Genomic DNA, 24,815 nt, shown 5'->3' on the forward strand with positions numbered 1-24,815 from the left:
GAGGGATGTCGTTGGATCTCGATCGTTTGTCCTTTGAACCGCTCACACCCGTCGCATTTCTCGAACGCGCCGCCGCCGCACACGGGGACAGAGTGGCAGTGATCGACGGGGTTCGACGGTGGACCTACGCGCAGTTGCACGATCGGTGCGCCAAGCTCGCGGGCGCGCTGGCGCCGCTGGCACAGGGCCGACCCGTGGCGTTTCTGGCGCCCAACACCCATGCCCTTCTCGAAGCACACTTCGGTGTTCCCTGGTCCGGTGTCCCGCTCGTCGCCATGAACACCCGACTGGCCGCCGCCGAGGTCGCCTACATCCTCGAGCACTCGAAAGTGTCTGTCCTGCTGGTCGATCCGAGCCACGTCGAACTCGTCGACGCGGCGCTCGCACATCTGAGCAGCCCGATCACCACGGTGGTGATCGGCGAGCAGTACGAGCGCATGATCGCCGAGGCCGAGCCCTTGAAGATCACACCGGCAGACGAGCGGTCACTGCTGTCGATCAATTACACATCCGGAACCACGGGGCAACCGAAAGGGGTGATGTACCACCATCGCGGCGCCTACCTGCAGGCCCTGGCCATGGTGGGGCACACCGGGTTGTCACCGTCGGCAGTGCATCTGTGGACACTGCCGATGTTCCACTGCAACGGGTGGAGTTTTCCGTGGGCTGTCACCGCCGCGGGCGGCACCCATGTTTGTTTGCCCAAGGTCGACCCGGCCGAGGTCTGGCGCTTGATCGATGACGAGGGCGTCACCCATCTCAACGGCGCACCGACCGTTCTGTCGATGCTGGCGTACGCGCCTGCGGCGCATCCAGTCACGACAACGGTGCGGGTAGCCACCGGCGGTGCTCCACCCAGTCCTGCGATTCTGCGCAGGATGGGGGAGCTCGGATTCGATGTCACACACCTGTACGGCCTCACCGAAACGTTCGGACCGGCGATGATCTGTGACTGGCGCCCCGAATGGAACGGGCTCGACCAGGGCGCCCGATCGCGTCTCAAGGCGCGCCAGGGTGTGGGGAACATGATCTCGTGTCGCGCCCGAGTGATCGACGCCGACGGAGTGGATGTACCCCCGGACGGCAAGTCCGTCGGCGAAATCGCGCTGCGCGGAAACAATCTCATGCTCGGATATCTCGACGACGAGGCTGCGACTCGTGCGGCGGCTCCTGATGGGTGGTTTCGCACCGGGGACCTGGGTGTCGTGCACGGCGATGGATACATCGAACTGCGGGATCGGAGCAAGGACGTCATCATCTCGGGCGGGGAGAACATTGCCTCGGTGGAAGTCGAGCAAGTCCTGGCCGATCACCCCGCAGTGCTCGAGGCGGCGGTGATCGCCGTTCCCGACGAACGATGGGGTGAGGTCCCCGCGGCCTTCGTCGTCCTCCAGCAAGACGCCGCGGCAACCGAAGCCGAACTGATCGAGTTCGTGCGACAACGGCTGGCACGGTTCAAAGCACCGAAAACGGTGACCTTCGGCGCTCTACCGAGGACTTCCACCGGCAAGGTGCGGAAGCACGTTCTCCGTGATGCCGCCTGGGCAGGCACGAAACGCCGCATCCGATAGGGGTTCAGTCAGGCGGCCCCGACCAGCCGGAGAGCGAAATCGACATACTGCCAGACGATTTCGTTCTCGCTGAATTCGCCGTCTTCGCGGAACCAGACGGCAACACCCATGCCGAGCTCGAGAATCGCGTAGGAAGCGATCCGCTCCGAGGCGACCCGGAACCGACCGGCAGCGACGCCGTCGGCGATCAGTATCCGGAACATCTGCTCGTATTCCGCACGCCGACACAGCACTTCGGACAGATTCGGTTCGGTCAGGCTGCGGATCTCACGGTTGCCGACAAACGCCTCCATCCGATGGCGAGCGTGATACCGAATGTGTGCCTCCACAGCGCGACGCAGACGTTCGGTGGGGTCGTCGGTACCCGCGACGGCGCTGCGGTGCTCCGCGAGCAAAGAGTCCATCGTGTCGGTCATGATCGCGACGAGCAATTCTTGTTTCGATGCGACGTGCTTGTACAAACTCGGTCCGCGGATGCCTACCCTGGCACCGATCTCGCTCATCGAGGTGGCCTCGTACCCCTGCGCCACAAACAGCTCGAGGGCCGCACCACGAATGGCGCTCGCCCGCACACTTGCTGTCCCGATCATCGCGACTCCCTTCGGCTATCGCATAGTAGCCGCAGGGCGCGATATGAGTTCAGCATTTCTGAACAGCTGAACAAACTCCACAATGCGTTGCCGCCTGTTCAGCATTCACCCCGCTGTTCATCGAGTGCGACTGTGTCCTGAGTCACGATATTCCCGATCGATCGGTCGGAAGACAGCCAAGCCGAGTAGTCGTGACGCAGCCGTTCGACGCTGAACAGGAGCCCCTCATGTCCACTCCCCAACCCCCATCGAAAACCCAGATGCGGCGATTGGCCTGGGCCAGCTTGATCGGTACGACGATCGAGTTCTACGACTTCCTCATCTCTGGAACCGCAGCGGCACTGGTCTTCAACAAGACGTTCTTCCCGGCGCTCGGCACCGCCTCGGCGACGATGTTGTCGTTCGCGACCCTTGGCGTGGCCTTCGTCGCGCGGCCGCTCGGGGCGATTCTGTTCGGTCACTACGGTGATCGGGTCGGACGCAAGAAGACCCTGGTTTCGACGTTGCTGCTGATGGGCCTGTCCACGGTCGCGGTCGGGTTGCTGCCCACCACCGGTCAGATCGGGGTCTTGGCCCCGATCCTGCTTGTGCTACTGCGGGTTTGCCAGGGCTTGGCGGTCGGTGGCGAGTGGGCCGGAGCCACGCTGCTCACCGCCGAGAACGCGCCCGAGGACAAACGTGGCACCTACGCCCTGTTCCCTCAGCTCGGCCCGTCGCTGGGATTCGTTCTGGCCAGCACCACATTCCTGTCCACTCGCCTGATGATGTCGAGCGAGTCCTTCGCCGCGTGGGGATGGCGCATTCCGTTCCTGCTGAGCATCGTGCTCATCGCTGTCGGCATGTACATGCGTCTGAACATCGGCGAAACCGCCACGTTCCGTCAGGCTGTCGGTACCCAGAAGTCCAGCAGGAACCCATTTCTCGAGGCCGTTACCCGCCAGCCGCGCGAAATCCTGCTCGGCACCGGCGCGGTGAGCATGTGCTTCGCGTTCTACTACATCGGCGTGACCTACCTGACCAGCTACGGCACCGAGAAACTCGGCCTGTCGCAAACATTCGTGCTCGCGGTCGGAATAGCAATCGGCGCGACGCTTGCCGTGTCCACCATTGTCGGCGCGCGCCTGAGCGACCGGATCGGTAGGCGCCGAATGATGTCGCTGGGCAACCTGTTCTCGATAGTCTTCGCGCTGCTGATGTTCCCGATTCTGAGCGTCGGCACCACCTGGGCCTACATCATCGGCGCATGCCTGTCCCAGGTCGGCGTCGGACTCGCCTACGGGCCGGTCGGCGCGATGTTGCCGGAACTGTTCGCGACCCGGTACCGCTACACCGGCGCCGGTCTGTCCTACAACCTCGCGGGTGTGCTCGGCGGCGCGGTGACCCCTTTGCTCGCCGTACAGCTGCAGGATTCCTTCGGCGGTCTCGCCATCGGCCTCTACCTCGCGGGCGTGGCCGCCGTCAGCTTACTGTGCGCCCTCGCCGGTGCCGAAACCAGCAAACGCCGCTTCGACTCGGCCACCGACCCTGTGGCGGCGCCGGTCACCCCGTCCGCCGAAGCGGACACCATCCTGCCGACTCGCTGAACGCACCCGCGTCCAAAACGGCGATACCGCCCGCCGTTCCCGGCGGGCGGTATCGCCGCATCACTTTTCCTACCTGCGCACGTAGGACAGCCCTGGCTTCCCATCCCTTGCTCAGCGCCTGGCGGATCCCGACGAGGCCTTGGCTGCCACCAGGGGAATCGCCACCATCGACAGGACGGCGACCACCACCGCACCGATAACGACGGTCGCGGCCGCTACGGAGAACTGGTCCCAAGCCAACAGCGTCAACGCAATTCCGGCAACAACTGCCATAGCGTCTGCGAGCACCGCGGCCAGAACACCGGCATCGTCTCGCACCAACCGCGAGGACAGGGACACGACAGCCGCCCCCTGCAGCAGGGTGAGGAGCCCGACGATCAACAGCGCCGGACCCGCGACACCTGTGCCGATATCGGAGCCGTTCATCAACAACACCAGGGGAACGAAACCGTAGAGGGCGCGAGCTGCGCCCATTCCGCGAATCGCCGACAGCGACGATCCGACCTGCGCACGGTCGGCAGACGACTGCGGCACGATTCCGATCCGAGCACTTGCCACCTGGGTGGTCATAGTCCCTCTCCTACCGACTTTCACACCTTCGTGCAATTGCACGCTACTGTGAAAATACGCCGCTTGCACAGCCGTGTGCAAGCGCTGCGCGGGCGTTCGTGAACGGACTCACACCAGACCGATTCCACCAGTGGTCGTGTCGCAGACCAGGTTCAGTAGGACGTTCGGGCATCATCGGCCGAATCAGGGAGCTGTTCGATCCGCTGTACCGATGTTCGGTCATGGCAACCGAGGCGACCGACTTCCTCGGGGATTCAGACAGCCGATTCAGCGGCGGCCATCCGCGCGATCTCGACAGCGGCCTCGCGTGCGACCCCGATCGTGATCAGGCAGGTTCTTCCGGCGACTTCAGCAGCGTCCGCACCGGCCCATTCGCCGTCGTTCTTCGCGTTCAACAGGGCGATGACCATGGCGACGAGCATGGCGGCAACCGCGAACGGTGGCAGGTCGTCGCTGATGCTTCCGTCAGCTTGACCTCGCTCGATCAAGGTGATGACCACCCGGCGGACGGAGTCCAAACGATCGGTCGTCCGCACACAGGACTGCGTCTCGTCCAGGCGCAACAGCAGTCGGAACTCGTCGCCGACCGGCCACAAGGCGATGGTCAGGTCAGCTATCGCCCTCGCCGGAGAGCGTTGGATGTCGATGGTGTCCAACGCACGACCGACCTGTTCGAAAGCTTGCTCGCGCAGGCCGTCGACGAGGGCCTCCCGGGTGGGAAAGTGGCCGTACAAGGTGCGACGGACCATCCCCGCCGCGACAGCGATGTCCTCCATGCTCGCGGCGGGATCACGCAGCAGTTCCTTTCCCGCTACGGCGAGAATGCGCTGTCGATTGGCGAGCGCTCGCGGGCCGAGTACGGGGTTGGCTGTCATAGGAGTCCTCTCTGCCCCACCCTCGCATATTTGCGCAGCACCGTGCAAATGGCCCGCGAGCCAGCGGAGGATCGGGTGCTCGCGAGGACTCAATCCGCCTTGATCGCCGCCACGCCCTCGGTGTAGGTCGTGACCCGGAAATCCGGAAATGCGCTCTTGAACTTGTCCGAGACGAATACATTGTCCACTTCGTAGCGCGGCAACAACTCCCACAGTTCCCGCACACCCTGGTTGAACAGCCGAGCGACGAAGAACGCGGGCCGTTTCATCACCGAGTAGTCGATCTCGCGTCCCCAGGCGGCGGAGGCCAGCTCTATCAGCCCCCGGTAGGTCACCCGGTTGTCGTCACACGGCAGATGCCAGGTCTGCCCGTACGCCGAGGGCGTGTTACCGATCAGAGCCATCGCGCGGCTGGCGTCGGGCGTCCAGATCAAGGTTCGCAGGGTGTCGTCGCGCAACGGAACACGTGGCTTCTTGCCCCGCGCGATCGGGTCGAACACCATCGCGTTGGTGAAGCTCTGCGTCTTGCCCGGGCCGTAGAATTCCGGCGCGCGACAGATGACCGCCTCGACCCGGCCCGCGGCCATCGCGTCCAACAGCAGCGTCGTCATCGTGGCCCGGGTGCGTGCCTTGCTTCCGGCCGGGGCGAACCGCGTCTGCTCGGTCTGCGGGTCGCTGGTCATCGGATACATGTAGGTGTTGTCGAAGAACACCAGCTTTGCCCCGTGTGTCTCGCACGCGGCGATCGTGTTCTCCATCATGACGGGCAGCTGATCCGCCCACAGTTTCGCGTCCGGCGGGAGACCGACGGTCAGATAGGCAATATCACTGCCCGCTACCGCCGCTGCGGTCTGCTCGGCATCCATGAGGTCCGCCGTGACCAGCTCGTCGGTGTCGTGCAGGCGCTCAGGACTGCGGCTCACCAGCCTGATGTCTGTGGTGTAGCGCCGGTGGAGCTCATAGGCGAGCTCGGTGCCGATCTGACCGTTTGCTCCGAGGATCGTCTGCACTGGAGGGGAACCTTTCGATTGCCGATATTTGACCGGAGACCTCACAGTAACACCAATGTAAGCACCGCAAACATGACGGTGGGCAGCGCCACAACCCTACCGTCGGATCAACCTCCGGGCGGCCAGCGCGCGGTCGCCGTCGGCCGGGCCCGGTCGCAGCGACCAGGGGGCGTGGCGACAGCATCGTTTCGACGTTCGTTCGCGCGGCACCCCCCAGTTGTGACCCGAAAACCCGCACGACAGGCCCGCCGCGCGGTCGGTATCCGGTTATCCATCAGCGAATGCAACGTTTCGTCAGCTCACAGCGAAACGACCTCGAGCGCCTGCGGCGGTTAGTGAAAGACGTTGGAGTGCAGCACCATTCGTCCACTTGTTGACGCCGCTTACATTGGAGGATAGCCTGGGCACGGCACCACACATTTTCGAATGAGGGGAGCTATCCGCGAGCGGATTCCCGAGGAATTCGCTCCGCTGGAGATCGCACCCGGCATCGGGCTCATGTCGGTCATCTTCTACCGATACGACGTGTGCGACATCGATTTCTACACCGAAGCCGCGGTCGGCGTCGCCTTGCGACCCGCTCGGCACGGGCGGCTGGGTTTTGTGGACCTGCTGGCCGCACTCGATGACGACCACCTCGACTCCTACGTGTTGTTGCTTCCGGTCAACACCGATACGCCCAGGTGCGCGGTCACGACGGTTACGGCTTTCCCAAGTGGGTCACCGAACTGGACGTGCAGATCGACGCCGGGCGCACCACGGCCCGGGTAGCCAACGATTCCGGTGGCACCGATATCGCCCTGTCGACGCCGACCCCTCGTCAGCAACGTTCGCCCAGCGGCAAGCGCGTGTCGAGCCTGACGTCCTACACCTGGACCAAGGACGCCTGGCATTCGGTGCTGAACCAGCTGAACGTCTTGTCCGGCGGGAGCGCGCTGATGCCCCGCGACCTCGAGTTGACCCTCGGCACCGGACGGATGTCGGATGACGTGCGCTCGCTGAAGCCGATCAAAACCGTGCGGCTCGACGTCGTCACCGAAGGCCAGATCGCTCTGCACATGCCGGTCCCCACCTCGGTGCCCACCACCGCGTGAATCGTCCCATGGCCGCGGACGCGGTGCGACGAAAGAAGGGAAGCAGCGCATGACCACCTCGTGCAGGTGGTGACCGGATCCGGCGCCGAACTGGGAAAGCCGATCATCGAGAACTGCGACTTCCTGATGTTCACCGGCTCCACCGCGGTGGGGCGCACAGTGGCCGCGCAAGCCGGAGAGCAGCTCATCGATTGCTCGATGGAGCTCGGAGGCAAGAACGCGCTGCTGGTCCTCGACGATGCCGATGTCGGGAAAGCGGTGGACGGTGCGGTGCGTGCATGCTTCTCGAATACCGGTCAGCTCTGCATCTCGATGGAACGGATGTACGTCCCCACCACCTTGTGGGACGACTTCACCGCTCGCTTCGCCGCCGCCAAGGTCATGAAACTCTCACCGGCGCTGGACTATTCGGCCGACATGGGCTCGCTGGTCTCGCAGAAGCAGTTGGACACCATGACCCGGCACGTGGACGACGCGGTCGCCAAGGGAGCCACCGTTCTCGCCGGTGGCAAACCGCGACCCGACCTCGGCCTTTTCTTCTACGAGCCGACCGTACTCACCGACGTGACCGAGGACATGACCGTCTACGGCGACGAGACTTTCGGGCCCCTGGTCTCGGTCTACCGGGTCGACAGCGAGGACGAAGCCGTCGATCGGGCCAACGACAGCCCTTACGGTCTCAATTTCAGTGTGTGGACCTCCGACCGCAAGCGGGGGCACAGGGTGGCCGAGCGGCTCCAGGCGGGCACCGTCAATGTCAACGACGCCTACGCCGCCGCGTGGGCCTCCGTCGACGCACCGATGGGCGGAATGAAGGCTTCTGGCCTCGGCCGTCGCCACGGTGAACACGGCATCCTCGAATATATGGAGGCGCAAACGATCGCGATCGAACGGCTCATCCCGGTCGGCGCGCCCAGCGGCATGGACCCGGGCCGCTACGCCCGACTGGCCACCGCGGGCCTGCGGCTCCTGCGTCGATTCCCCGGCGTCAAGTAGGGACGCCGATGGTCCAGCACGCCCGCAGGCGGGTCATCCTCGTGATCTCGGCGGCGACAACCTTGACACTGACCGACGGCACCAAGGCCCGGGACCCGCTGCGTCCCTACGTTGTCGTCGATCGCAATCTGTTCACCGGGCAGAACCCGGTTCTGCCGCCCCGCTGGTGCCCGGTCGCCGGTTCGTCGGCAAGAACCGGATCGGTCCGTTCTACCGGTGGTCGATGACCGGAACCTCACCGAGAATGTGGCGGGCGCCTCGTTCGGCTTCCTCACCGACTCGCCCTCGGAGTCGCACTGGCGCTACACCTTCGCCGACGCCCCCGACGGCGCGACTCTGGTCACCGAGACGATGCGCAAACACACCCGCCAGATCCGTCCCGTCGTCTTCGTGCAGGACATCTCCGGCGCACGCGACCGCCGCGCCCACCTGGAGACGGGTATGGCGACCACGCTGGCCAACCTCGCGGCCCGGTTCGAGGGCCGATGACAACCTCCCACTCCCCCGCCGTCGGCGCACCGACAACGAAGGGTGAACGATGAACCACAACGCCACGGCACGCGACTGTTCCGGGACCACTGTGCCGATCACCGGCGCCAGTTCCGGGCTCGGTGCCGAATTCGCCACCCAGCTCGCCGCCCGCGGCGCCAACCTGGTTCTGGTCGCCCGCCGGGAGGAACGTCTGCGTGAACTCGCCGACAATCTCGGCACCGGTGGCCGTCTACGGTGCGTCCAAGGCACCTACGTGCTGTCGTTCACCGAGGCTGTCGCCCATGAGTGCAGGCACCGCGGAGTACGCGTGCTGGCAGTGAGCCCGGACCCGACCAGAACCGAGTTCTTCGACGTAATCGGCACCGAGAACGCGGCGGTCGGCCGGTTCCAGACCCCCACGCAGGTGGTTTCGCGCGCGCTGACCGAACTCGACCGGCCGCGTCCGCGGGCGAGCGTGGTGTCCGGTCGCCTCAATGCTCTCGCCGCCGTCGCGGCACGACTGGCGCCGAGACGGCTCGCGATCGCGGTCGCCGCCCGCGCGCTTCGTCAGCTCCGCACAGTCACGTCTCCTCGGCGGGTGCCGCGCTCTCGACGGTGTCGGGCAGATAGTCGGCGATCAGGGTGGCGACGACCTCCGGCGCCTCCCAGGGTGGGGTGTGTCCGACGCCGTCGAGTTCGGTGACCCGTGCACGGGGCAGACCGTCGAAGTGTCCCACCGGGCGGGCGACGCGCGCGTCCAGCTCGCCGAATACCAGGTCGACGGGCATCCGGAGCCCGCCGAGGCGTTCCGGGAGCGGGCGGGCGCCGAGGTAAGTGTCGATCGCGCGTGAGCTGCGGACGAAATCCTCGCGCCCGCGCGACCGCGCGTCGGCGACGAATTGGTCCGGCACGGGCACATGCGGGGCGAACGCATTCTGCTGAGCGGCGCGTTGGCGGTCCTCGGAAGCCAGGACCCACAACAGATCACCCAGCCCGGGTATCGCCAGTGCGCGCTCGATCGGGGCCCGCGCACTCAACCGGCTCTCGCGTGACCACGGCGGACACAGCAGCACCAGTGCGGCGACGAGCTCCGGATGCCGCTCGGCCAGCCCCGTGGCGACCAGGCCGCCCCGGGAATGACCGACCACGATCGCATCGGGGCCGAGCAGTGCGGCTACGTCGTCGGCGTCCGCCTCGATCGAAGAGGACGATTCCAGTTGGACCGCAACGATATTCGCCGACGTTTCGAGTCGTGGCACGACTTTGTCCCATACCCGGAACGAACTCGCGAGCCCGTGCACGAGCACGACGGTTGGTGTGCCCGGCGTCCCGGCCAGCAGCGCGCCGGCGCTCACCTCGCCACTCCGGCCGGGACGCGCGCGTGCAACAGGTGCTTGGCCGGATCGAAACGCTGGGTGCGGCGGCGGAAATCAATGGTGGACCCGGGCCAGATGTTGGTGTTGCGGCCCTCCTCGTTGAGGTACCAGCTGGTGCAGCCCCCGCTGGTCCACACCGTGCCCTCACCGAGGCGCTCGACATCGGCGACGAACTCCCGCTGTGCGGTGGTCGTCGGTTCCACCGCGGCCAGCTCGTTGGCCGCGAGATAGCCGATCGCCCCGGCGATGTAGTTGGCCTGTGATTCGAACATGTGGATCACCGAGGTGTGCCCCAGTCCGATATTGGGTCCGTGCATCAGATAGATGTTCGGGAACCCCGCGACAGAGGGGCCGAGGTAGGCGGTGGGGCTGTTGCCCCACGCATCAGCCATGCTGACCCCGTCGACGAAGGTGCGGTCGGTGAGCGGCAGCTTCGAGGTGCGGAACCCGGTGCCGTAGATGATGGCGTCGACGGCGTGCTCGCGGCCGGTCCTGTCGAGGACGCCGGTCGCGGTGATCGCTTGGATCCCGTCGGTTTCGAGCTCCACGTTCGGCTGATCCAGTGCCCGCAGATATTCGTCGGAGATCAGCACTCGCTTGCAGCCGAACCGGAAGTCCGGCAGCAGCTTGGCGCGCAGTTCGGGGTCACCGACCTGGGCGGCCAGGTGGTGACGTGCTTCACGCTCGGGTAGCGCCATCAGTGCGGGGTTGCGGAAAGCGAGCACCTTCCATTCGCGCTGCAGGTATACGCGCAGCCGCTCCAAGATCTGAAATTTCGGGAACCGCTGATACAACTTCCGGCGCAGGGCAGGGATCTCGCGGTCGTGCCGGGGTGTCACCCAGGCCGGGGTGCGTTGGAACACCGTCATGTGGGCGACGTCTGGTTGAATCGCCGGGACGAATTGCACTGCCGACGGCCCGGTTCCGACCACCGCGATCCGTTTGCCACGGACGTCGAAGCCGTGATTCCAGCGGGCGGAGTGGAAGCTGACACCACCGAAGATGTCCACTCCGGGCAGGTTCGGGGTCAGGGGGTCTGCCAGCACACCGGTCGCCAGGACGACATGGGTGGCCGTGCGCGGCCCGTGTGCGGTCTCGAGCCGCCACAGCTTGGCCACCTGGTCCCAGTCGAGTTGCTGGACTTCACAATTGGTGAGCAGGTGCTCACGCAGACCCTGGGTATCGGCGACGTTCACGAGATAGTCGAACAACTCCGGTTGTTTGGCGAACGTGTTGCGCCAGTGCGGGTTCGGCGCGAACGAGAACGAGTAGAGGTTGCTCTGCACGTCCACGGCGGCGCCGGGATAGTCGTTGTCGCGCCACACGCCGCCGACCTCGTCGGCACGCTCGAGCAAGACGATGTCGGACACGCCGTCTCGGCGTAGTCGCACCGCGGCGGCGATTCCGCCGAAACCGCTGCCGACGATCGCGACATGATTGTGCGGGACAGGAGTGCGGGTGGCTTCCGCCGCGTTGCGGGAGGGCTTCATAGTCATGCTCATCATTTCTCCGGGCCTCGGCCCGGCGGAGCCGAGACGATGCGGGGGTTGTGCAGATGTCATCCACGTCCGACAAGAAGCGGGCGTGCGCTGTCAGAGTGTCGGGTAACCGTGGCTGGTGACCGGCGCCTCGTCACGTTCGACAGCGGCCAGCCAGCGCGAGTAGCGACGCAGAGCCTTGGCTCGAGCGCGTTGATCGGCGAGCATCGCCATCGTCGGGCTCACACTGAGCGCGGGCTTGGCTCCGGTCGCCATGCGCCGCATCTGGTAGCGGACCATCGCCATCTCGGTCGCCGCGGCGAGGGCTTTGTCGGTCCAGTTCACCGGCTTCAAACTGCGAGACGCCTCCGCTCCTCGCCGCCACCGATGCGGTAGGTCCGGGGTGATCGCCAGCGCCGTCGCCATCCCGATCAAGGCGACCTTGCTGCCGAGCACCCGCTGTGCTGTCGTGCGCCGGGAGATGCCGCCGGTCAGCATCAGTGGAAGCACACTGGTCCTGGCCAGGTTCGCGGCCAGATCCAGAAAGTAGGCTTCCCGTGCGGCGACGCGTCCGTCGGCCGGACGACCCGACATCGCGGGGCTCTCATAGTTCCCGCCGGAGATCTCGACCAGGTCGGTTCCGGCGGTGGCGAGCATTCCGATCACCGTCTGCGCGTCGGCGGGTCCGAACCCGCCACGCTGGAAGTCGGCGGAGTTCAGTTTCACCGCGACTGCGAAACGCGGGGAGACCACCGAGCGGATGGCGTGCACGATCTCGAGCAGCAGGCGTGCTCGGTTCTGCAGGGATCCGCCCCACTCGTCGGTGCGGTTGTTCACCAATGGAGACAGGAATTGCGAGAGCAGATATCCGTGGGCCGCGTGGACCTCGACACCGTCGAATCCCGCGCGTTCGGCGCTGCGGGCGGTGGTGGCGAACCGGCCGATGGTGGTGTGGATCTGCCAGGCGTTCATCGCCACGGGCTGACCGAATCGTTTGGAGCGCCGACCCAGGTCCACACCGATATCGGAGGGCCCCCACACCACCCCGGGCATGTTGGCCCGCACCTGGCGGCCCGGGTGGCTGATCTGCATCCACATCGAGGCGCCGTTCTCCTTACCCGCGCGCGCCCATGCCTCGAACGGCTCGAGCGGGGAGTCGGCGTCCAGGACGATGCCTGCCGGCCCGGTCAGCGCGTGCGCGTGCACCATCACATTGCCCGTGATCAGCAGACCGGCACCTCCCGCGCCCCAGCGCCGATAGAGGGAATTCAGACGGCCGTCGGGTAGCTGCGCGGGCCCGGCCATCCCTTCTTCCATCGCCGCCTTGGCGATTCTGTTGGACAGCACTTGGCCCGACCGTAGGCGCAGCGGGGTGAACAGCTCGTCCGGTCGCAAACCACCCGACATCGGACAACTCCTTTCCCGCACACGATATTGACACTGCTAACACTGTGCGGCGGCTAACAGTAAACGCAGATGTTAGCGGTGTCAACAATTGTTAGATTGGTGTCATGGCAACCTCGAACACGTACCATCACGGCGACCTCCCCTCCGCGCTGGTCCGCGCCGCGATCGACCTCCTCGAGGAGAACGGCGCCGCCGAGCTGTCCCTGCGCGCCGCCGCCCGCCGCGCGGGCGTATCGACTGCCGCGCCCTACCGCCATTTCGCCGATCGAGATGCCCTGCTCTCCGCCGTGGCCGCCGTCGGATTTCGCGACCTGGCCGCCGACCTGCTCGCGGCAAGCGCGGCGCCGCGCACAGCCGAGGATTTCAGCGCGATCGCTTCGGCCTACATCCGGTTCGCCCTGAATCGGCCGGGCCTGTTCCGCTCGATGTTCGCCGAGCCGTGCGATCCGAGTAGCCCCGAACGAGTCGAGGCGACCACCGCGATCCACAACTATGTGCGATCGGTGGTGCGAGAAGCGTTCCCGCAGGCCGACGAGGAAGCACTGGCCACCGCCATGTGGTCATTGGTGCACGGTCTGGCGTTTCTGTACCTCAACGGAAAATTCGACGCCGCCGTTCCGGGCGAGCTGGACCAGCGGGTGAACGCGACCGTCCGTGCTTTCCTCGCCGCCTCCCTGCCCGCGACGATCCCGGGCAGGGGCGCGTAGATCACCTGGCGGCGACGCGTCAGGGTCGCCGCACGATGAGCAGCACCTTTCCCACAGAGTCGGCGGAATCGAGCAGCGGGTGGGCTCGGGCGACATCAACGATGGGAATCTCGGCCGAGACAACGGGAGTGACCTCGCCTTCGGCGATCAGCGGCCACAGCCGTTCCCTCAGCGCGGCGATGATCTCGGCCTTGGAATCGGGGCCCTCGGTGGGGCGGCGGCGCAAGTTCGTCACGTGCACCGAGGCTCGTTTGAACAACATCGAGCCGAGATCCAGCTCGGCGGTCGAACCACTTTGCAGGCCGATGATCGTCAGATCGCCACCTTCGGCGAGCGCTTCGACGTTGCGAGCCAGATAACCGGCACCCATGATGTCGAGGATCACGTCGGCCCCGCCGTACTCGGCGGTCACGACTTCGACGAAATCGTCTTCGCGGTAGTTGATCAGGGTGTCGGCGCCGAGTTCGCGGCAGCGATCGAGTTTGGCCTGAGATCCGGCGGTGACAGCGACGCGGGCACCGAGCGCGCGACCGACCTGGATGGCGTGGGTGCCGATGCCACTGCCGCCACCGTGGATCAGCAGCGTCTGCCCGGAACGCAACCCGCCGGCCATGACGATGTTCGACCAGACCGTGGCGGCGGTCTCGGGCAGCGCCGCCGCGGTGACCAGGTCGACGCCCTCGGGTACCGGAAGGACCTGTGTCGCCGCCACATTGACACGTTCGGCGTATCCACCTCCGGCCAGCAAGGCACAGACCTCATCACCGGGCTTCCAGTCCTCGACGCCGGAGCCGACGGCGGCGATCACCCCGGATACTTCGAGCCCGAGGATGTCGCTCGCACCCGGTGGGGGCGGATAGAAGCCCTGACGCTGCATGATGTCGGCGCGATTGACCCCCGCCGCGACCACATCGATCGCCACTTCCCGGCCGCTGGGACGGGCAGGTCGTCGACCTCGGTCCACTTCATCCGTTCCGGACCGCCGTAGCCGTCGAGCGTCACCGCGAACATGTTTTCCCCTCTACGTCGACAATAATGTACACGCCGCTAACATTACCCCCGAAACACGGTCCGTCAACGGCCTCCACGGTATCTCGCACCACAGTCGCCCGAGTAACGAGTGATCCCTGTGACCGAGTTGCGATCCGAACCCCAGAAATGCGTGCCCCGCCCATGGGAACGCCCGGCAGATGGCATTGTTACCGCATCCGCCCCCTGCGCGGATCAATTCATTGCGTCGCACCGATGTCCAACACCCGCGTTACCGGACCAGGAGCATTCAGATGAGCGACCATTCACTGCCCGAGAACACCGCCGCCACGGCCGCGGCACAATCGAACTCCTTAGGCTTTCGCTGGGTGATGCCGGTCATCGTGGTGACGGTGTTCACGACGCTGCTGGGCCTGATGTATCTGGCCTACGTGGCCAAACCCGACCAGAATCTGCACGGCTACAGCATCGCGGTGGTCAACAGCGACGTCGGCGAGACGACCGGCCCGCCGGGACAGCAGCAGACCGTCAATTACGGGACCGAGGTTCTCGACGCCCTCGTCGCCGCTACTTCGCAGGACAAATTCGACTTACGGGTGGTCGGCATCAACGAGGCCGAACATCTGGTGAAAGACGGGCAAGTGTACGGGGTGCTGATCATTCCGGGCGATTTCAGCAAGCGGCTCGGCATTCTCGGCGCCGGTTCGGTCGTCCCGGGTGATGTCGACAAGCCGACGATCACCATGCAGACCAACCCGCGCCTCGGCCCGTTCAGCACCTCGATCTCCACCCGGTTCGCCGACCAGACGATCGCCTCGGTCAACGCCGAACTCGGTCCGCGACTCACCGACCGCGTCCAGCAACAGCTCGGGGCGGGTACACAGCTGAGCGCGACCACCCGTTTGCTGCTCACCGAGCCGGTCCGGCCGATCATCGAGCCGTACCACGGTGTCCCGGAAGGGTCCGGGCAGGGATTGACCGCGTTCTTCTACGCGCTGACCATCCTGCTCGGCGGCATGACCGGGGCCATGACGGTGCACGCGATCATCGACTCCATGCTCGGGTTCGCGCCCACCGAGTACGGGCCGTATTTCAGTCACACCCCCTCGGCGTCGATCTCGCGCCTGCGCACGCTGGTCATCAAGTGGGCCGTGATCGCGGTCGCGGCAATCCTGACTTCCGCGGCGCTGAGCGGAATCACCGCCGCGGTGGGGGTGCACGTCGATCAGCCGTTCGCGCTGTTCCTCTACAGCACCTTCGCGATGACCGCCGTCGGTGTGACGGCGCTGTCCATCCAAGCCGCCGTCGGCTCGGCGGGCATCCTGGTCAATCTGATCCTGTTCGTCATTCTCGGCATGCCGTCGGCAGGCGGCACGATCCCGGTCGAGGCCGTTCCACCCTTCATCCACTGGTTGGCCGAGTTCGAACCGCTTCGCCAGGTCTATCTGGCTGTCCGTTCCCTGATGTACTTCGACGGCAGCGCAGCGGCGGGCCTCGAGCGCGGTATGTGGATGACCACGCTCGGACTCGGTGTCGGGTTGCTCTTCGGCCTGGCTGTCACGTGGTTCTACGACCACAAGGGCCTGACCCGGAACGCCCGTCCTGCCCCACAGATCGCAGACTGACCAGTAGCGCGACACAGAACACGGCTCTGGACGTCGATCGAGTCCAGGACCGTGTCGTCAGTATCCATCCTCACCGAGCGCCGATCCGCTTCATCGTCTTCAACGCGAGGGTCAACGTCTGCGCCCATGCGCTGTCCGACAAGCCCGCCGGTGCGCTGAAACCCAGCAGACGCTGGTGGGCGACGGTTTGAGCTTCGGTGTACTTCAACATGCCGTCCGCGCCGTGGCGACGGCCGAGCCCGGAGTCACCCATCCCGCCCATCGGTGCGTCGACGCTGCCCCAGGCCGCGGCGTAGGCATCGTTCACGTTCACGGTGCCCGCACGCACTCGCGAGGCGACCGCGCGACCGCGGGCACCGTCGCGACTCCACACGCTGGCGTTGAGGCCGTAGGTGGTGGCGTTGGCACGCTGGATCGCTTCCTCGTCGTCACGGAAGGTGTAGATCGAGACGACCGGCCCGAAGGTCTCGTCGTTGTAGAGAGTCATCTCCGGGGTGACATCGGTCAGGATCGTGGGTTCGTAGAACAAGGGGCCCAGATCAGGCCGCGGCAGGCCACCGGCCAGTACCGTCGCACCCTTGGCGACCGCGTCGTCGACATGGGCGGTGACGGTGTCCAATTGCGACTGGTTGGTCAGGCTGCCGACCTCGGTGCTGTAGTCGAAGGCGGCACCGATCTTCAACCGCTTCGTGCGCTCCACGAAGGCGGCCACGAACTCGTCGCGCACCGACTCGGCGACGTAGAGGCGTTCGATCGAGACACACAATTGGCCCGTCGAGGAGAAGCAGGCCGCGATCGCACCCTCGGCGGCTTTCGCGATGTCGGCGTCGTCGAGGACGATCATGGGGTTCTTGCCACCCAGTTCGAGCGAGGCCCCGATGAGGCGTTCGCCCGCGTCGCGGGCGATGCGGCGCCCACTGGCGGTGGAGCCGGTGAACATCACGTAATCGGCGTTGTCCATCAGCGATTGACCGATGGAGCCGCCCCGACCGATCACCATCTGCCACACGCCGGTGGGCAAACCGGCCTCGGTCATCAGATCCAGTGCCCACAGCGCCGTGAGCGCGGTCTGGGTATCGGGTTTCTGCACGATCGCATTGCCTGCCAGCAACGCCGGGATCGCGTCGCCCGCTCCCATACTCAGCGGGTAGTTCCACGGTGAGATGACGGCCACGACGCCTTTCGGGTGGTGCAGCTCGGTGGTGTGGGTGAGCACGGGAATGGCACCGCGACGACGCTTGGGGGCGAGCAATTTCGCCGCACTGCGCGCGTAGTAGCGGGTCGCGAGCGCGATATCGGTGACCTCGAGGAAGGCGTCGCGGCGAGCCTTCCCGTTCTCGGCCTGAATCAGATCCAGCACCTCGGACTGCCGATCCAACAGCAGATCGTGGAAGCGCAGCAGGATCGCCTTGCGTTCGGCGACCGGCTTCGCCGCCCACGCGGCCTGAGCGGCCCGAGCGCGGACGAAGGCCGCCTCGACATCGGCGGGCGTCGACACCGGCAAGTCGGCCAGGAGGTCGCCGGTGAACGGTGTGGCGGTTTGCACACGCTGCGCGTCCGGGCCCGCGCTGACACGGGTAGCCAGCCTGGCCGACAGCGCCGCAGGAATGCCAGCGTTGCCGGTCGAAGTCGTGCGTGGGGTGTGATCGATGGTCATCGTGCCAGCTCCAATGTGTCCAGGCAGTCGGTGCGACGGTGAGGCCTGATCCGTAGGGCGCCGTCGGCTCTTCGCTGATTCCGACGCTAGCCCCAGATGTAAGCACTGTCAACAATTAACCGGAGATGTGACCTCCGCAACGAGAAACCGGGCCGACTTCACATGTTCTCACCGCTTACATTAGTCTCGGCAGCTGGCCGAGGCCCAGGATTCGCACGAGTCCCACACTTCGCCCGCCGACGACCTGAGGAGCCGATAGTGACAACGCCGAGCAACCGAAGCCCGGGCGCGACCACGCCGGTAGTACTGATCTCACCCGCGATGGCGATCGGCTCACGGTTCTACACACCACTTGTCTCCGCGTTCACCGAACGCGGTTGGCTCGCGCAGACGCTACCGAGGCGCGGATTCGAACCCGATCAACCACGCGCTTCGAGGACCGAGGACTGGTCCTACGGTGACGAGATCGACACCATCGCGTCGGCAGTGCGCGCCGCGCGCCGCGACCACCCCGCCAGACCCGTGATCATTCTCGGACACAGCCTCGGCGCCCAGCTCGCCGCGGGTCACGAACTCAACTTTCCGGGCGCCGACGGCCTGGTGACAGTCGGCGGCTGCATTCCCCATTTCCGGCACTACCCTCGTTTCGGGTTGCCGGTCGCCGCAGGCGCCGCCCTGATACCGGCCATCACCACCACCTTCGGCTTCGTGCCCGAGCCCGCATTCGGCGCCCCCGGCGCGCGGACGCTGATGCGCGAATGGGCGAAGATGGTGCTCACGGGCCGACCGCCGTTTCCGGCCGAGCACACGATCGACACCGCTGCACTGATCATTTCCCTGGAGGGCGACACTCTCGCCCCACGCCGCGGTGTCGACTCCTTCGCCCGCGAACTCTTCGGTGCCGACCGCGCCACGCGTTGGGACTACACCCGAGCCGAGGTACCCGCCGGGGCGAGCAACGATCACATCACATGGGTGCGCTCTCCCGGCCCGGTGGTCGACCGCATCGTCGCATGGTGGAGCGAACAGCACCACGCGCACCAGCCATCCTCTGCCATCGGCCATTTCGGCTGAATGCGCGGGCCTGCCGTGGCCGGGCCTTCCAGCCACGGCAGCCCGGCTCAGCGCGCGGAGCTGGGAAGCCGGGGCCACTCCACCCGACTGCTCTCACGATTCTCGGCCAACCACCGCGAGTACCGGCGCAAGGCGCGACGCTGCACTCGCTGATCGGCCACGATCGCCCAGGCGGGCAGCACTCCGAGGGCGGGGTCCTTGCTCGCGGCCATGCGGCGCATCTGGTAGCGAACCATCGCCATCTCGGCCAGCGACGCCAGCGACTTGTCCGACCAGGTCACGCGCCGCAGAGCCCCGGCAGCGGCGAGTCCTTCCCGCCACCGGTTCGGCAGATCGGGGGTGACCGCGAGGGCCGTCGCCATGCCGATGAGGGCGACATTGTCGGCGAGCACCCGCTCGGCGGTCTCCCGGCGAGAAATCCCACCGGTCAGCAACAGCGGGAGCTCGCTGCTCTCGGCGAGCTGCGCGGCCAGCTCGAGGAAGTAGGCTTCGCGGGGCGGTGCGCCCATCGGCGGGGCGGCCCGACATCGCGGGACTTTCGTAGCTGCCCCCCGAGACCTCGACGAGATCGACGCCGACCGCGGCCAGCATGGCGATCACCTCCCGCGCATCCACGGCGTCGAATCCTCCGCGCTGGAAGTCGGCCGAATTCAGCTTGACCGCGATTGCGAATGTGGGCGACACCGCCGACCGGATGCCCCTCACGATGCCAAGGAGCAGCCGGGCCCGGTTCTCGAGCGATCCGCCCCATTCGTCGGTGCGGTTGTTCACCAGCGGTGACAGGAATTGCGACAGCAGATACCCGTGTGCGGCATGCACTTCGACACCGTCGAAGCCCGCGAGCTCGGCGCGGACCGCGGTCGTGACGAACCGGTCCCGGGTCTCCAGAATCTGACGGTGGGTCATCGCGACCGGACGCGCGAATCGCTTCGAGTGTTTGCCGAGGTCGACGGCGATATCGGACGGACCCCACGCCACGCCCGGCATGTTCGCCCGCACCTGTCGGCCGGGGTGGCTGATCTGCATCCACATCGCCGCACCGGCGGCCTTGCCCGCGGCGGCCCAGCGTGCGAAGGGCTCGATCGGGGCGCTCGCATCGAGCACGACGCCGCCGGGACCGGTGAGCGCCTCGGCCTGAACCATCACGTTGCCGGTGATCAACAGCCCGGCACCACCGGCGCCCCACCGTCGATAGAGCGCGATCGAGCGCTCATCGGGCAGTTGCCCTTTGCCCGCCATGCCCTCTTCCATCGCGGCCTTGGCGATCCTGTTGGACAGGACTTGCCCGGAGCGCAATCGCAAAGGGGAGAACAACTCACTTCTGTTCGACCCGTTCGACATACAGGCCTCCTCTCGTCGCCACCTCGCGCGCATAAGTACGCACCGCTAACATACGGAGAGATGTTAGCGGCGTCAACTTGACGTGGTCACAGAATCCCCGAGCGACAGGATGCGTCGAGCGAGTACCCGGGGCAGTCAGCGCCTGGACAGTCCGAGCTGCGCGATCAATCCGGCCAACCAACGCCGGGCCGCTACCTGGTCGCCGTCGAGCAGCAGTTGCACGGTCACACCGTCGTAGGCCGCCACGACAGCGCGCGCGGCGTCCGCGATCGACCCCATCTCCGGCGGTACGGGCAGCCCCGCGTTGTCGAGTTTGAACTCGATCGCAGCGCGCAGTTGCGCGCGGTGCCCGAGCAGTCGAGCCGCGACCTCGGGCCTGCGGGCGGCGTGGGTGAGGAAGTCGGTCTTCACCAGGAGCCATCGGCGATCCAGCAGCAGTGTCGAGGACAGCTGGTCCACGAACGCATCGAGGTCGGCCGAGTCCTCCACCGCCACCAGCGCGGCGCGGACCTGGTCGACGATCAGACTCGCCCGCTGATCGTAGAGCTCGAAGAACAGCTCTTCGAGGCTGTCGAACTGCGAGTAGAAGGCGCCGCGGGTGTAACCGGCAGCGGCACACACGTCGTCGATTCGCACCTGCCCGAAACCCTTGTCGGCGAACACGGCGAATGCCGCGTCGAGCAGCCGCGCCCGTGTCTCGGCTCGACGTTTGGTGACCCGTGCGGGTTTGGCCGAATCGACAGTGCTCACCGGCAATACGCTACAACAGGCTCACGATACATAGACGTATCGGATACATTCATGTATCCAATGTTGTCAGCCGAAGGAGCAGGTGCTGTATGGACGCCGATGTCATCGTGGTCGGAGCGGGCTTGGCCGGGCTCGTCGCCACCCACGAGCTCACCCGAGCGGGCAAGCGTGTGCTCGTCGTAGATCAGGAGAACGCGGCGAATCTCGGCGGTCAGGCGTTCTGGTCCTTCGGAGGGCTTTTCCTCGTCGACAGCCCCGAACAGCGTCGCCTCGGCGTGCACGACTCACCGGAACTCGCGTGGCGAGACTGGTGGGGCAGCGCTGGTTTCGACCGGCTCGACGACGAGGACAGCTGGGCACAGAAATGGGCGCGGGCCTATGTCGAATTCGCCGCGGGCGACAAACGTGCCTACCTCACCGACCTCGGCATCAGCTTCCTGCCCTCGGTCGGATGGGCCGAGCGCGGCGACCTGACCGCGAACGGACACGGCAACTCGGTGCCCCGTTTCCATATCACCTGGGGCACCGGCACCGGTGTCGTCGGTCCGTTCACCGAGTCGGCACTGCGTGCCGAGGAAGCGGGGTCGGTCTCGTTCCGCCATCGTCACCGCGTCGACGAACTGATCTTCACCGACGACGCTGTCACCGGCGTCCAGGGCGCGATCCTCGCCGATGACACCAGCGCCCGCGGCGAGCCCTCCAACCGTGAGGTCGTCGGCGAGTTCGTCCTGTCGGCCTCTGCGGTCGTGCTCGCCACCGGCGGCATCGGTGGCAACCACGAACACGTCCGGCGGCACTGGCCCACGCGGTTGGGCACTCCCCCGGCACGCATGATCACCGGCGTGCCCGCCCACGTAGACGGACGCATGCTCGATATCGCCGCCGACGCCGGTGTTCGCCTGGTCAACCGCGACCGCATGTGGCATTACACCGAAGGTATCCTGAACTGGAACCCGATCTGGCCGAGCCACGCCATCCGCATCCTGCCCGGACCGTCCTCGATGTGGTTCGACGCGCTGGGCCGACGCCTACCCGCACCGTATCTACCCGGCTACGACACGCTGGGTACGCTTCGATACCTGCGCACCACACCGGAGATCGCCGCGTACGACCACTCGTGGTTCATCACCACTCAGCGGATCGTCGCCAAGGAATTCGCGTTGTCGGGATCCGAACAGAACCCCGACATGACCAACCGCAACCGCAAAGCTCTTGTCCGGGAACGATTCTTGGGCAAGAATGCACCAGCCCCGGTCGAAGCGTTCAAACGCCACGGTGCCGACTTCGTCATCGCCGACACTCTCGACGACTTGGTCGGGAAAATGAACGGCCTCACCGAGGAACCGTTGCTCAGCGTGGCCGACATTCGCGAGCAGATCCTCGACCGAGATCTGCAGGTGGACAACGCTTTCAGCAAGGACGCCCAGATCCAGGGCATCCACAACTCACGCCGCTACCTCGGTGACCGCATCATGCGCACCAGCGCTCCACACCGGCTTCTCGACCCGGCCGCGGGCCCGCTCGTCGGCGTCGAACTCCACATCCTGACCCGCAAGTCCCTCGGTGGCATCCAAACCGATCTCGACTCACGCGCCCTCGATCTGGCCGGTGCCCCGATTCCCGGCCTGTTCGCGGCGGGTGAGGCGGCGGGTTTCGGCGGGGGCGGGGTGCACGGCTACAACTCGCTGGAAGGGACCTTCCTCGGTGGCTGCATCTTCTCCGGACGAGCGGCGGGACGGGCCGCCGCGGCCCAGGTGTGACCCCGGCGAAGCGGGGCCGGTGGCGCGACCCCGCTTCCGCTGGAACTGTCGGGTCTCCTAGAGCAGTGCGGCGACCTTCTTGGCGGTTTCTTTCGCCGAACCAGGGTTCTGGCCGGTCACCAGGTTGCCGTCGACCACCGCGTAGGAGAGGAAGGGCAGTTTGCCCTTCTCGTAGCGAGCGCCACGCTTTTTCATCTCTTCTTCGGCGTTGTACGGGACGAGTTTGTCCACCCGCGCCAATACCTCCTCCTGCCAGGCGAAGCCGGTGAGCTTCTTGCCCGCGACGAGGAGGGTGCCGTCGGAGAGCTTGGTGTTGAGCAGCCCGCAGTAGCCGTGACACACCGAGGAGACGATGGCACCGCGTTCGTAGATCTCGCGGGTGATGCGCTGCAGGCCCGCACTGTCGGGGAAGTCGTACATCACCGCGTGACCGCCGGTGAAGTAGATGGCGTCGTAGTCGGCGGAATCGATCTCATCGGGGTGCGCGGTGTTGTCCAACAACGCCATTCGAGCCGGATCGTTACGCCAGGCCTTCGCGGTCTTGTCGTAGTTCGGGAACTTCAACGACCTCGGTTCCAGTGGGGACGGCCCACCGGCCGGGCTGACGAGCGCCTGCTCGAAACCGTGTTCTTCGAACACGTGCCAGGCATGGGTCAGTTCGGACAACCACAATCCGGTCGGGTGTGCGGGATCATCGAAGTCGCCGACGTTGGTGACGACATTCAAGATGCGCTTGGTCATGCGTGATCTTCCTTCATGTGTTTGTCGCCGCGGCCCCGGGACCGTGCCGCAGGGTCGTCCTGACAGGCCGAACAAGTGTCGCCCATCGAGCGGGCACAATTCGGCTTCCAGCCGCCTTCGCGGCCGTCGTGTCGCGCCCGCCCGGTGGGCAGGTGAACTCAGTCGTTGTGCAGGGCCGCGTGCAGCGCGTCGATCGCCAGTTTGCGCGCCACGTTGGTCGCGGGTGTGTCGCGAAGGCTGTCGAGCAGTAGGAAGTCGTGCACCGTACCGCTGATCCGGACGCCGGTGACCTCGACCCCGGCCTCACGCAGCTTGTTGGTCAACAGTTCGCCGCCGTCGCGCAGCACGTCGGCCTCGGCGGTGATCACCAATGTCGGTGGCAGACCACGCAACTGCTCCACGCCGGCTTCCAGCGGTGACGCGTACGGCTCACGGCGCGCGGCCGGGTCGGTGGTGTAGGCGTCCCAGAACCACTTCATACCGTCGCGGGTCAGGTAGTAGTGCTCGGCGAACTGGTGGTAGGAGGGGGTGTCGAAGTCGGCGGCGGTCACGGGATACAGGAGCACCTGCGCCTTGAGGTCGATGCCGCCGCGGTCCTTGTTCATCAGCGCGAACACCGCCGACATGCATCCGCCGACGGATTCTCCGGTGACCGCGACGCGAGAGGTATCGAGGCCGTGCTCGGCGCCGTGGGCGAGCAGCCATTGGCCGACCGCGTAGTTCTGCTCGACCTGGGTGGGATACTTCTTCTCCGGCGCCCAGTCGTAGACCGGGAACACGCCCGCGGCACCCGCGCCGACCGTCAGTTCGCGAAACAGCCGATCATGGGTGTGTTCGTCGCCGAAAACCCAGCCTGCACCGTGGATGTAGAACACGACCGGCAGCGGGCCCTGCGCGCCTTTGGGTCGAATGATGCGGGTGCGTACCGTCCCCCACTGCCCTGCGTCGACCTCAACCCATTCCTCGTCGACATCGGGGCGGGGAACACTCTGATCGCTTTGCAGATCCGACAGGATTTTGCGGCCCTCTTCCGGCGGCACCTCATAAATTCGCGGGTGCGGGTCCGTGGCCTCGGTCAGCTCGCGGGCGGCGTCCTCCAGGTAAGGGGTGATCGGCGAATCCGTATTCGACATCAACTTTCCTCTCCGG

The 24,815-nt window shown here is 66.1% G+C and carries 20 protein-coding genes and 4 pseudogenes; 11 read left to right on the plus strand and 13 right to left on the minus strand.

Annotation, left to right across the window (positions count from 1 at the left end; genetic code table 11):
* Positions 1-5: 5 nt before the first annotated feature.
* Entirely contained in the window at positions 6-1,571 is a 1,566-nt protein-coding gene (locus NC7_RS22440; RefSeq protein WP_067986338.1) for an acyl--CoA ligase family protein, read from the plus strand.
* An 8-nt stretch (positions 1,572-1,579) separates the two neighbouring features.
* On the opposite strand, the gene NC7_RS22445 is transcribed toward NC7_RS22440, so the two are convergent.
* Positions 1,580-2,161: a TetR/AcrR family transcriptional regulator gene (locus NC7_RS22445; RefSeq protein WP_067986339.1), complete on the minus strand. Its 582-nt coding sequence runs from the start codon at positions 2,159-2,161 to the stop codon at positions 1,580-1,582.
* A 227-nt stretch (positions 2,162-2,388) separates the two neighbouring features.
* Here NC7_RS22445 and NC7_RS22450 point away from each other — a divergent pair, with 227 nt between their 5' ends.
* Entirely contained in the window at positions 2,389-3,744 is a 1,356-nt protein-coding gene (locus tag NC7_RS22450; protein ID WP_084458734.1) for an MFS transporter, read from the plus strand.
* A gap of 111 nt (positions 3,745-3,855) precedes the next feature.
* Here the strand turns inward: NC7_RS22450 and NC7_RS22455 are convergent, their stop codons facing one another.
* The 3 genes from NC7_RS22455 to NC7_RS22465 form a co-directional block, all read right to left on the minus strand.
* Positions 3,856-4,314, minus strand: coding sequence for a hypothetical protein (locus tag NC7_RS22455; RefSeq protein ID WP_067986345.1), 459 nt, complete (start codon positions 4,312-4,314; stop codon positions 3,856-3,858).
* Between the two features lie 254 nt (positions 4,315-4,568).
* Positions 4,569-5,189: a TetR/AcrR family transcriptional regulator gene (locus NC7_RS22460; protein ID WP_067986347.1), complete on the minus strand. Its 621-nt coding sequence runs from the start codon at positions 5,187-5,189 to the stop codon at positions 4,569-4,571.
* A gap of 89 nt (positions 5,190-5,278) precedes the next feature.
* A complete protein-coding gene (locus NC7_RS22465; protein ID WP_067986349.1) occupies positions 5,279-6,199 on the minus strand; it encodes an NAD-dependent epimerase/dehydratase family protein in 921 nt (306 codons plus the stop codon).
* 435 nt (positions 6,200-6,634) lie between these two features.
* Between NC7_RS22465 and NC7_RS30280 the strand changes: the two are divergent.
* From NC7_RS30280 to NC7_RS30685, 5 genes and pseudogenes are all read left to right on the plus strand, one after another.
* Positions 6,635-7,293: pseudogene (locus NC7_RS30280) on the plus strand (acetoacetate decarboxylase family protein); the annotation flags it as partial.
* A gap of 60 nt (positions 7,294-7,353) precedes the next feature.
* Entirely contained in the window at positions 7,354-8,289 is a 936-nt protein-coding gene (locus NC7_RS22475) for an aldehyde dehydrogenase family protein (protein ID WP_236573619.1), read from the plus strand.
* A gap of 8 nt (positions 8,290-8,297) precedes the next feature.
* A complete protein-coding gene (locus NC7_RS29870) occupies positions 8,298-8,516 on the plus strand; it encodes a hypothetical protein (protein WP_067986350.1) in 219 nt (72 codons plus the stop codon).
* Entirely contained in the window at positions 8,506-8,778 is a 273-nt protein-coding gene (locus NC7_RS22485) for a hypothetical protein (protein WP_067986351.1), read from the plus strand. Before NC7_RS29870 ends, NC7_RS22485 begins: the two co-directional genes overlap by 11 nt.
* A 49-nt stretch (positions 8,779-8,827) precedes the next feature.
* Positions 8,828-9,358, plus strand: a pseudogene (locus NC7_RS30685) (SDR family NAD(P)-dependent oxidoreductase); the annotation flags it as partial.
* On the opposite strand, the gene NC7_RS30285 reads toward NC7_RS30685, so the two are convergent.
* From NC7_RS30285 to NC7_RS22500, 3 genes are all read right to left on the minus strand, one after another.
* On the minus strand, positions 9,342-10,115 hold the full coding sequence (locus NC7_RS30285; RefSeq protein ID WP_067986352.1) for an alpha/beta fold hydrolase: 774 nt from the start codon (positions 10,113-10,115) through the stop codon (positions 9,342-9,344). The pseudogene NC7_RS30685 and the gene NC7_RS30285 overlap by 17 nt on opposite strands.
* Entirely contained in the window at positions 10,112-11,632 is a 1,521-nt protein-coding gene (locus NC7_RS22495) for a flavin-containing monooxygenase (protein ID WP_236573621.1), read from the minus strand. Before NC7_RS22495 ends, NC7_RS30285 begins: the two co-directional genes overlap by 4 nt.
* Positions 11,633-11,728: 96 nt before the next feature.
* The gene (locus NC7_RS22500) at positions 11,729-13,021 is read right to left on the minus strand and encodes an NADH:flavin oxidoreductase/NADH oxidase family protein (protein WP_067986354.1); all 1,293 of its coding nucleotides are present in this window, start codon (positions 13,019-13,021) and stop codon (positions 11,729-11,731) included.
* A gap of 104 nt (positions 13,022-13,125) precedes the next feature.
* Here NC7_RS22500 and NC7_RS22505 point away from each other — a divergent pair, with 104 nt between their 5' ends.
* Entirely contained in the window at positions 13,126-13,728 is a 603-nt protein-coding gene (locus NC7_RS22505) for a TetR/AcrR family transcriptional regulator (protein WP_067986355.1), read from the plus strand.
* 19 nt (positions 13,729-13,747) lie between these two features.
* Here NC7_RS22505 and NC7_RS22510 read toward each other — a convergent pair.
* A pseudogene (locus NC7_RS22510) lies at positions 13,748-14,739 on the minus strand (NAD(P)H-quinone oxidoreductase).
* 272 nt (positions 14,740-15,011) lie between these two features.
* Here NC7_RS22510 and NC7_RS22515 point away from each other — a divergent pair.
* Positions 15,012-16,343, plus strand: a complete 1,332-nt coding sequence (locus tag NC7_RS22515) for a YhgE/Pip domain-containing protein (protein ID WP_084458708.1) — start codon at positions 15,012-15,014, stop codon at positions 16,341-16,343.
* Between the two features lie 70 nt (positions 16,344-16,413).
* On the opposite strand, the gene NC7_RS22520 is transcribed toward NC7_RS22515, so the two are convergent.
* Positions 16,414-18,000 carry a succinic semialdehyde dehydrogenase gene (locus NC7_RS22520; protein WP_067986357.1) on the minus strand — a complete coding sequence of 529 codons (1,587 nt, stop codon included), beginning with the start codon at positions 17,998-18,000 and terminating at the stop codon, positions 16,414-16,416.
* Between the two features lie 258 nt (positions 18,001-18,258).
* Between NC7_RS22520 and NC7_RS22525 the strand changes: the two genes are divergently transcribed.
* The gene (locus tag NC7_RS22525) at positions 18,259-19,074 is read left to right on the plus strand and encodes a serine aminopeptidase domain-containing protein (protein ID WP_236573623.1); all 816 of its coding nucleotides are present in this window, start codon (positions 18,259-18,261) and stop codon (positions 19,072-19,074) included.
* 47 nt (positions 19,075-19,121) lie between these two features.
* On the opposite strand, the pseudogene NC7_RS22530 reads toward NC7_RS22525, so the two are convergent.
* Together NC7_RS22530 and NC7_RS22535 are read right to left on the minus strand one after the other, a co-directional pair.
* A pseudogene (locus NC7_RS22530) lies at positions 19,122-20,415 on the minus strand (NADH:flavin oxidoreductase/NADH oxidase family protein).
* 135 nt (positions 20,416-20,550) lie between these two features.
* Positions 20,551-21,165, minus strand: a complete 615-nt coding sequence (locus NC7_RS22535) for a TetR/AcrR family transcriptional regulator (protein ID WP_067986687.1) — start codon at positions 21,163-21,165, stop codon at positions 20,551-20,553.
* A gap of 89 nt (positions 21,166-21,254) precedes the next feature.
* On the opposite strand from NC7_RS22535, the gene NC7_RS22540 reads away from it, so the two are divergent.
* On the plus strand, positions 21,255-22,925 hold the full coding sequence (locus NC7_RS22540; RefSeq protein WP_067986361.1) for an FAD-binding dehydrogenase: 1,671 nt from the start codon (positions 21,255-21,257) through the stop codon (positions 22,923-22,925).
* A 57-nt stretch (positions 22,926-22,982) separates the two neighbouring features.
* On the opposite strand, the gene NC7_RS22545 is transcribed toward NC7_RS22540, so the two are convergent.
* Together NC7_RS22545 and NC7_RS22550 are read right to left on the minus strand one after the other, a co-directional pair.
* Positions 22,983-23,666, minus strand: a complete 684-nt coding sequence (locus tag NC7_RS22545; protein ID WP_067986370.1) for a type 1 glutamine amidotransferase domain-containing protein — start codon at positions 23,664-23,666, stop codon at positions 22,983-22,985.
* 158 nt (positions 23,667-23,824) lie between these two features.
* Positions 23,825-24,799, minus strand: coding sequence for an alpha/beta hydrolase (locus NC7_RS22550; protein WP_067986378.1), 975 nt, complete (start codon positions 24,797-24,799; stop codon positions 23,825-23,827).
* Positions 24,800-24,815 lie beyond the last annotated feature (16 nt).

Origin of the sequence: Nocardia caishijiensis NBRC 108228 (assembly GCF_001612825.1) — a bacterium.
Taxonomy (GTDB): domain Bacteria; phylum Actinomycetota; class Actinomycetes; order Mycobacteriales; family Mycobacteriaceae; genus Nocardia; species Nocardia caishijiensis.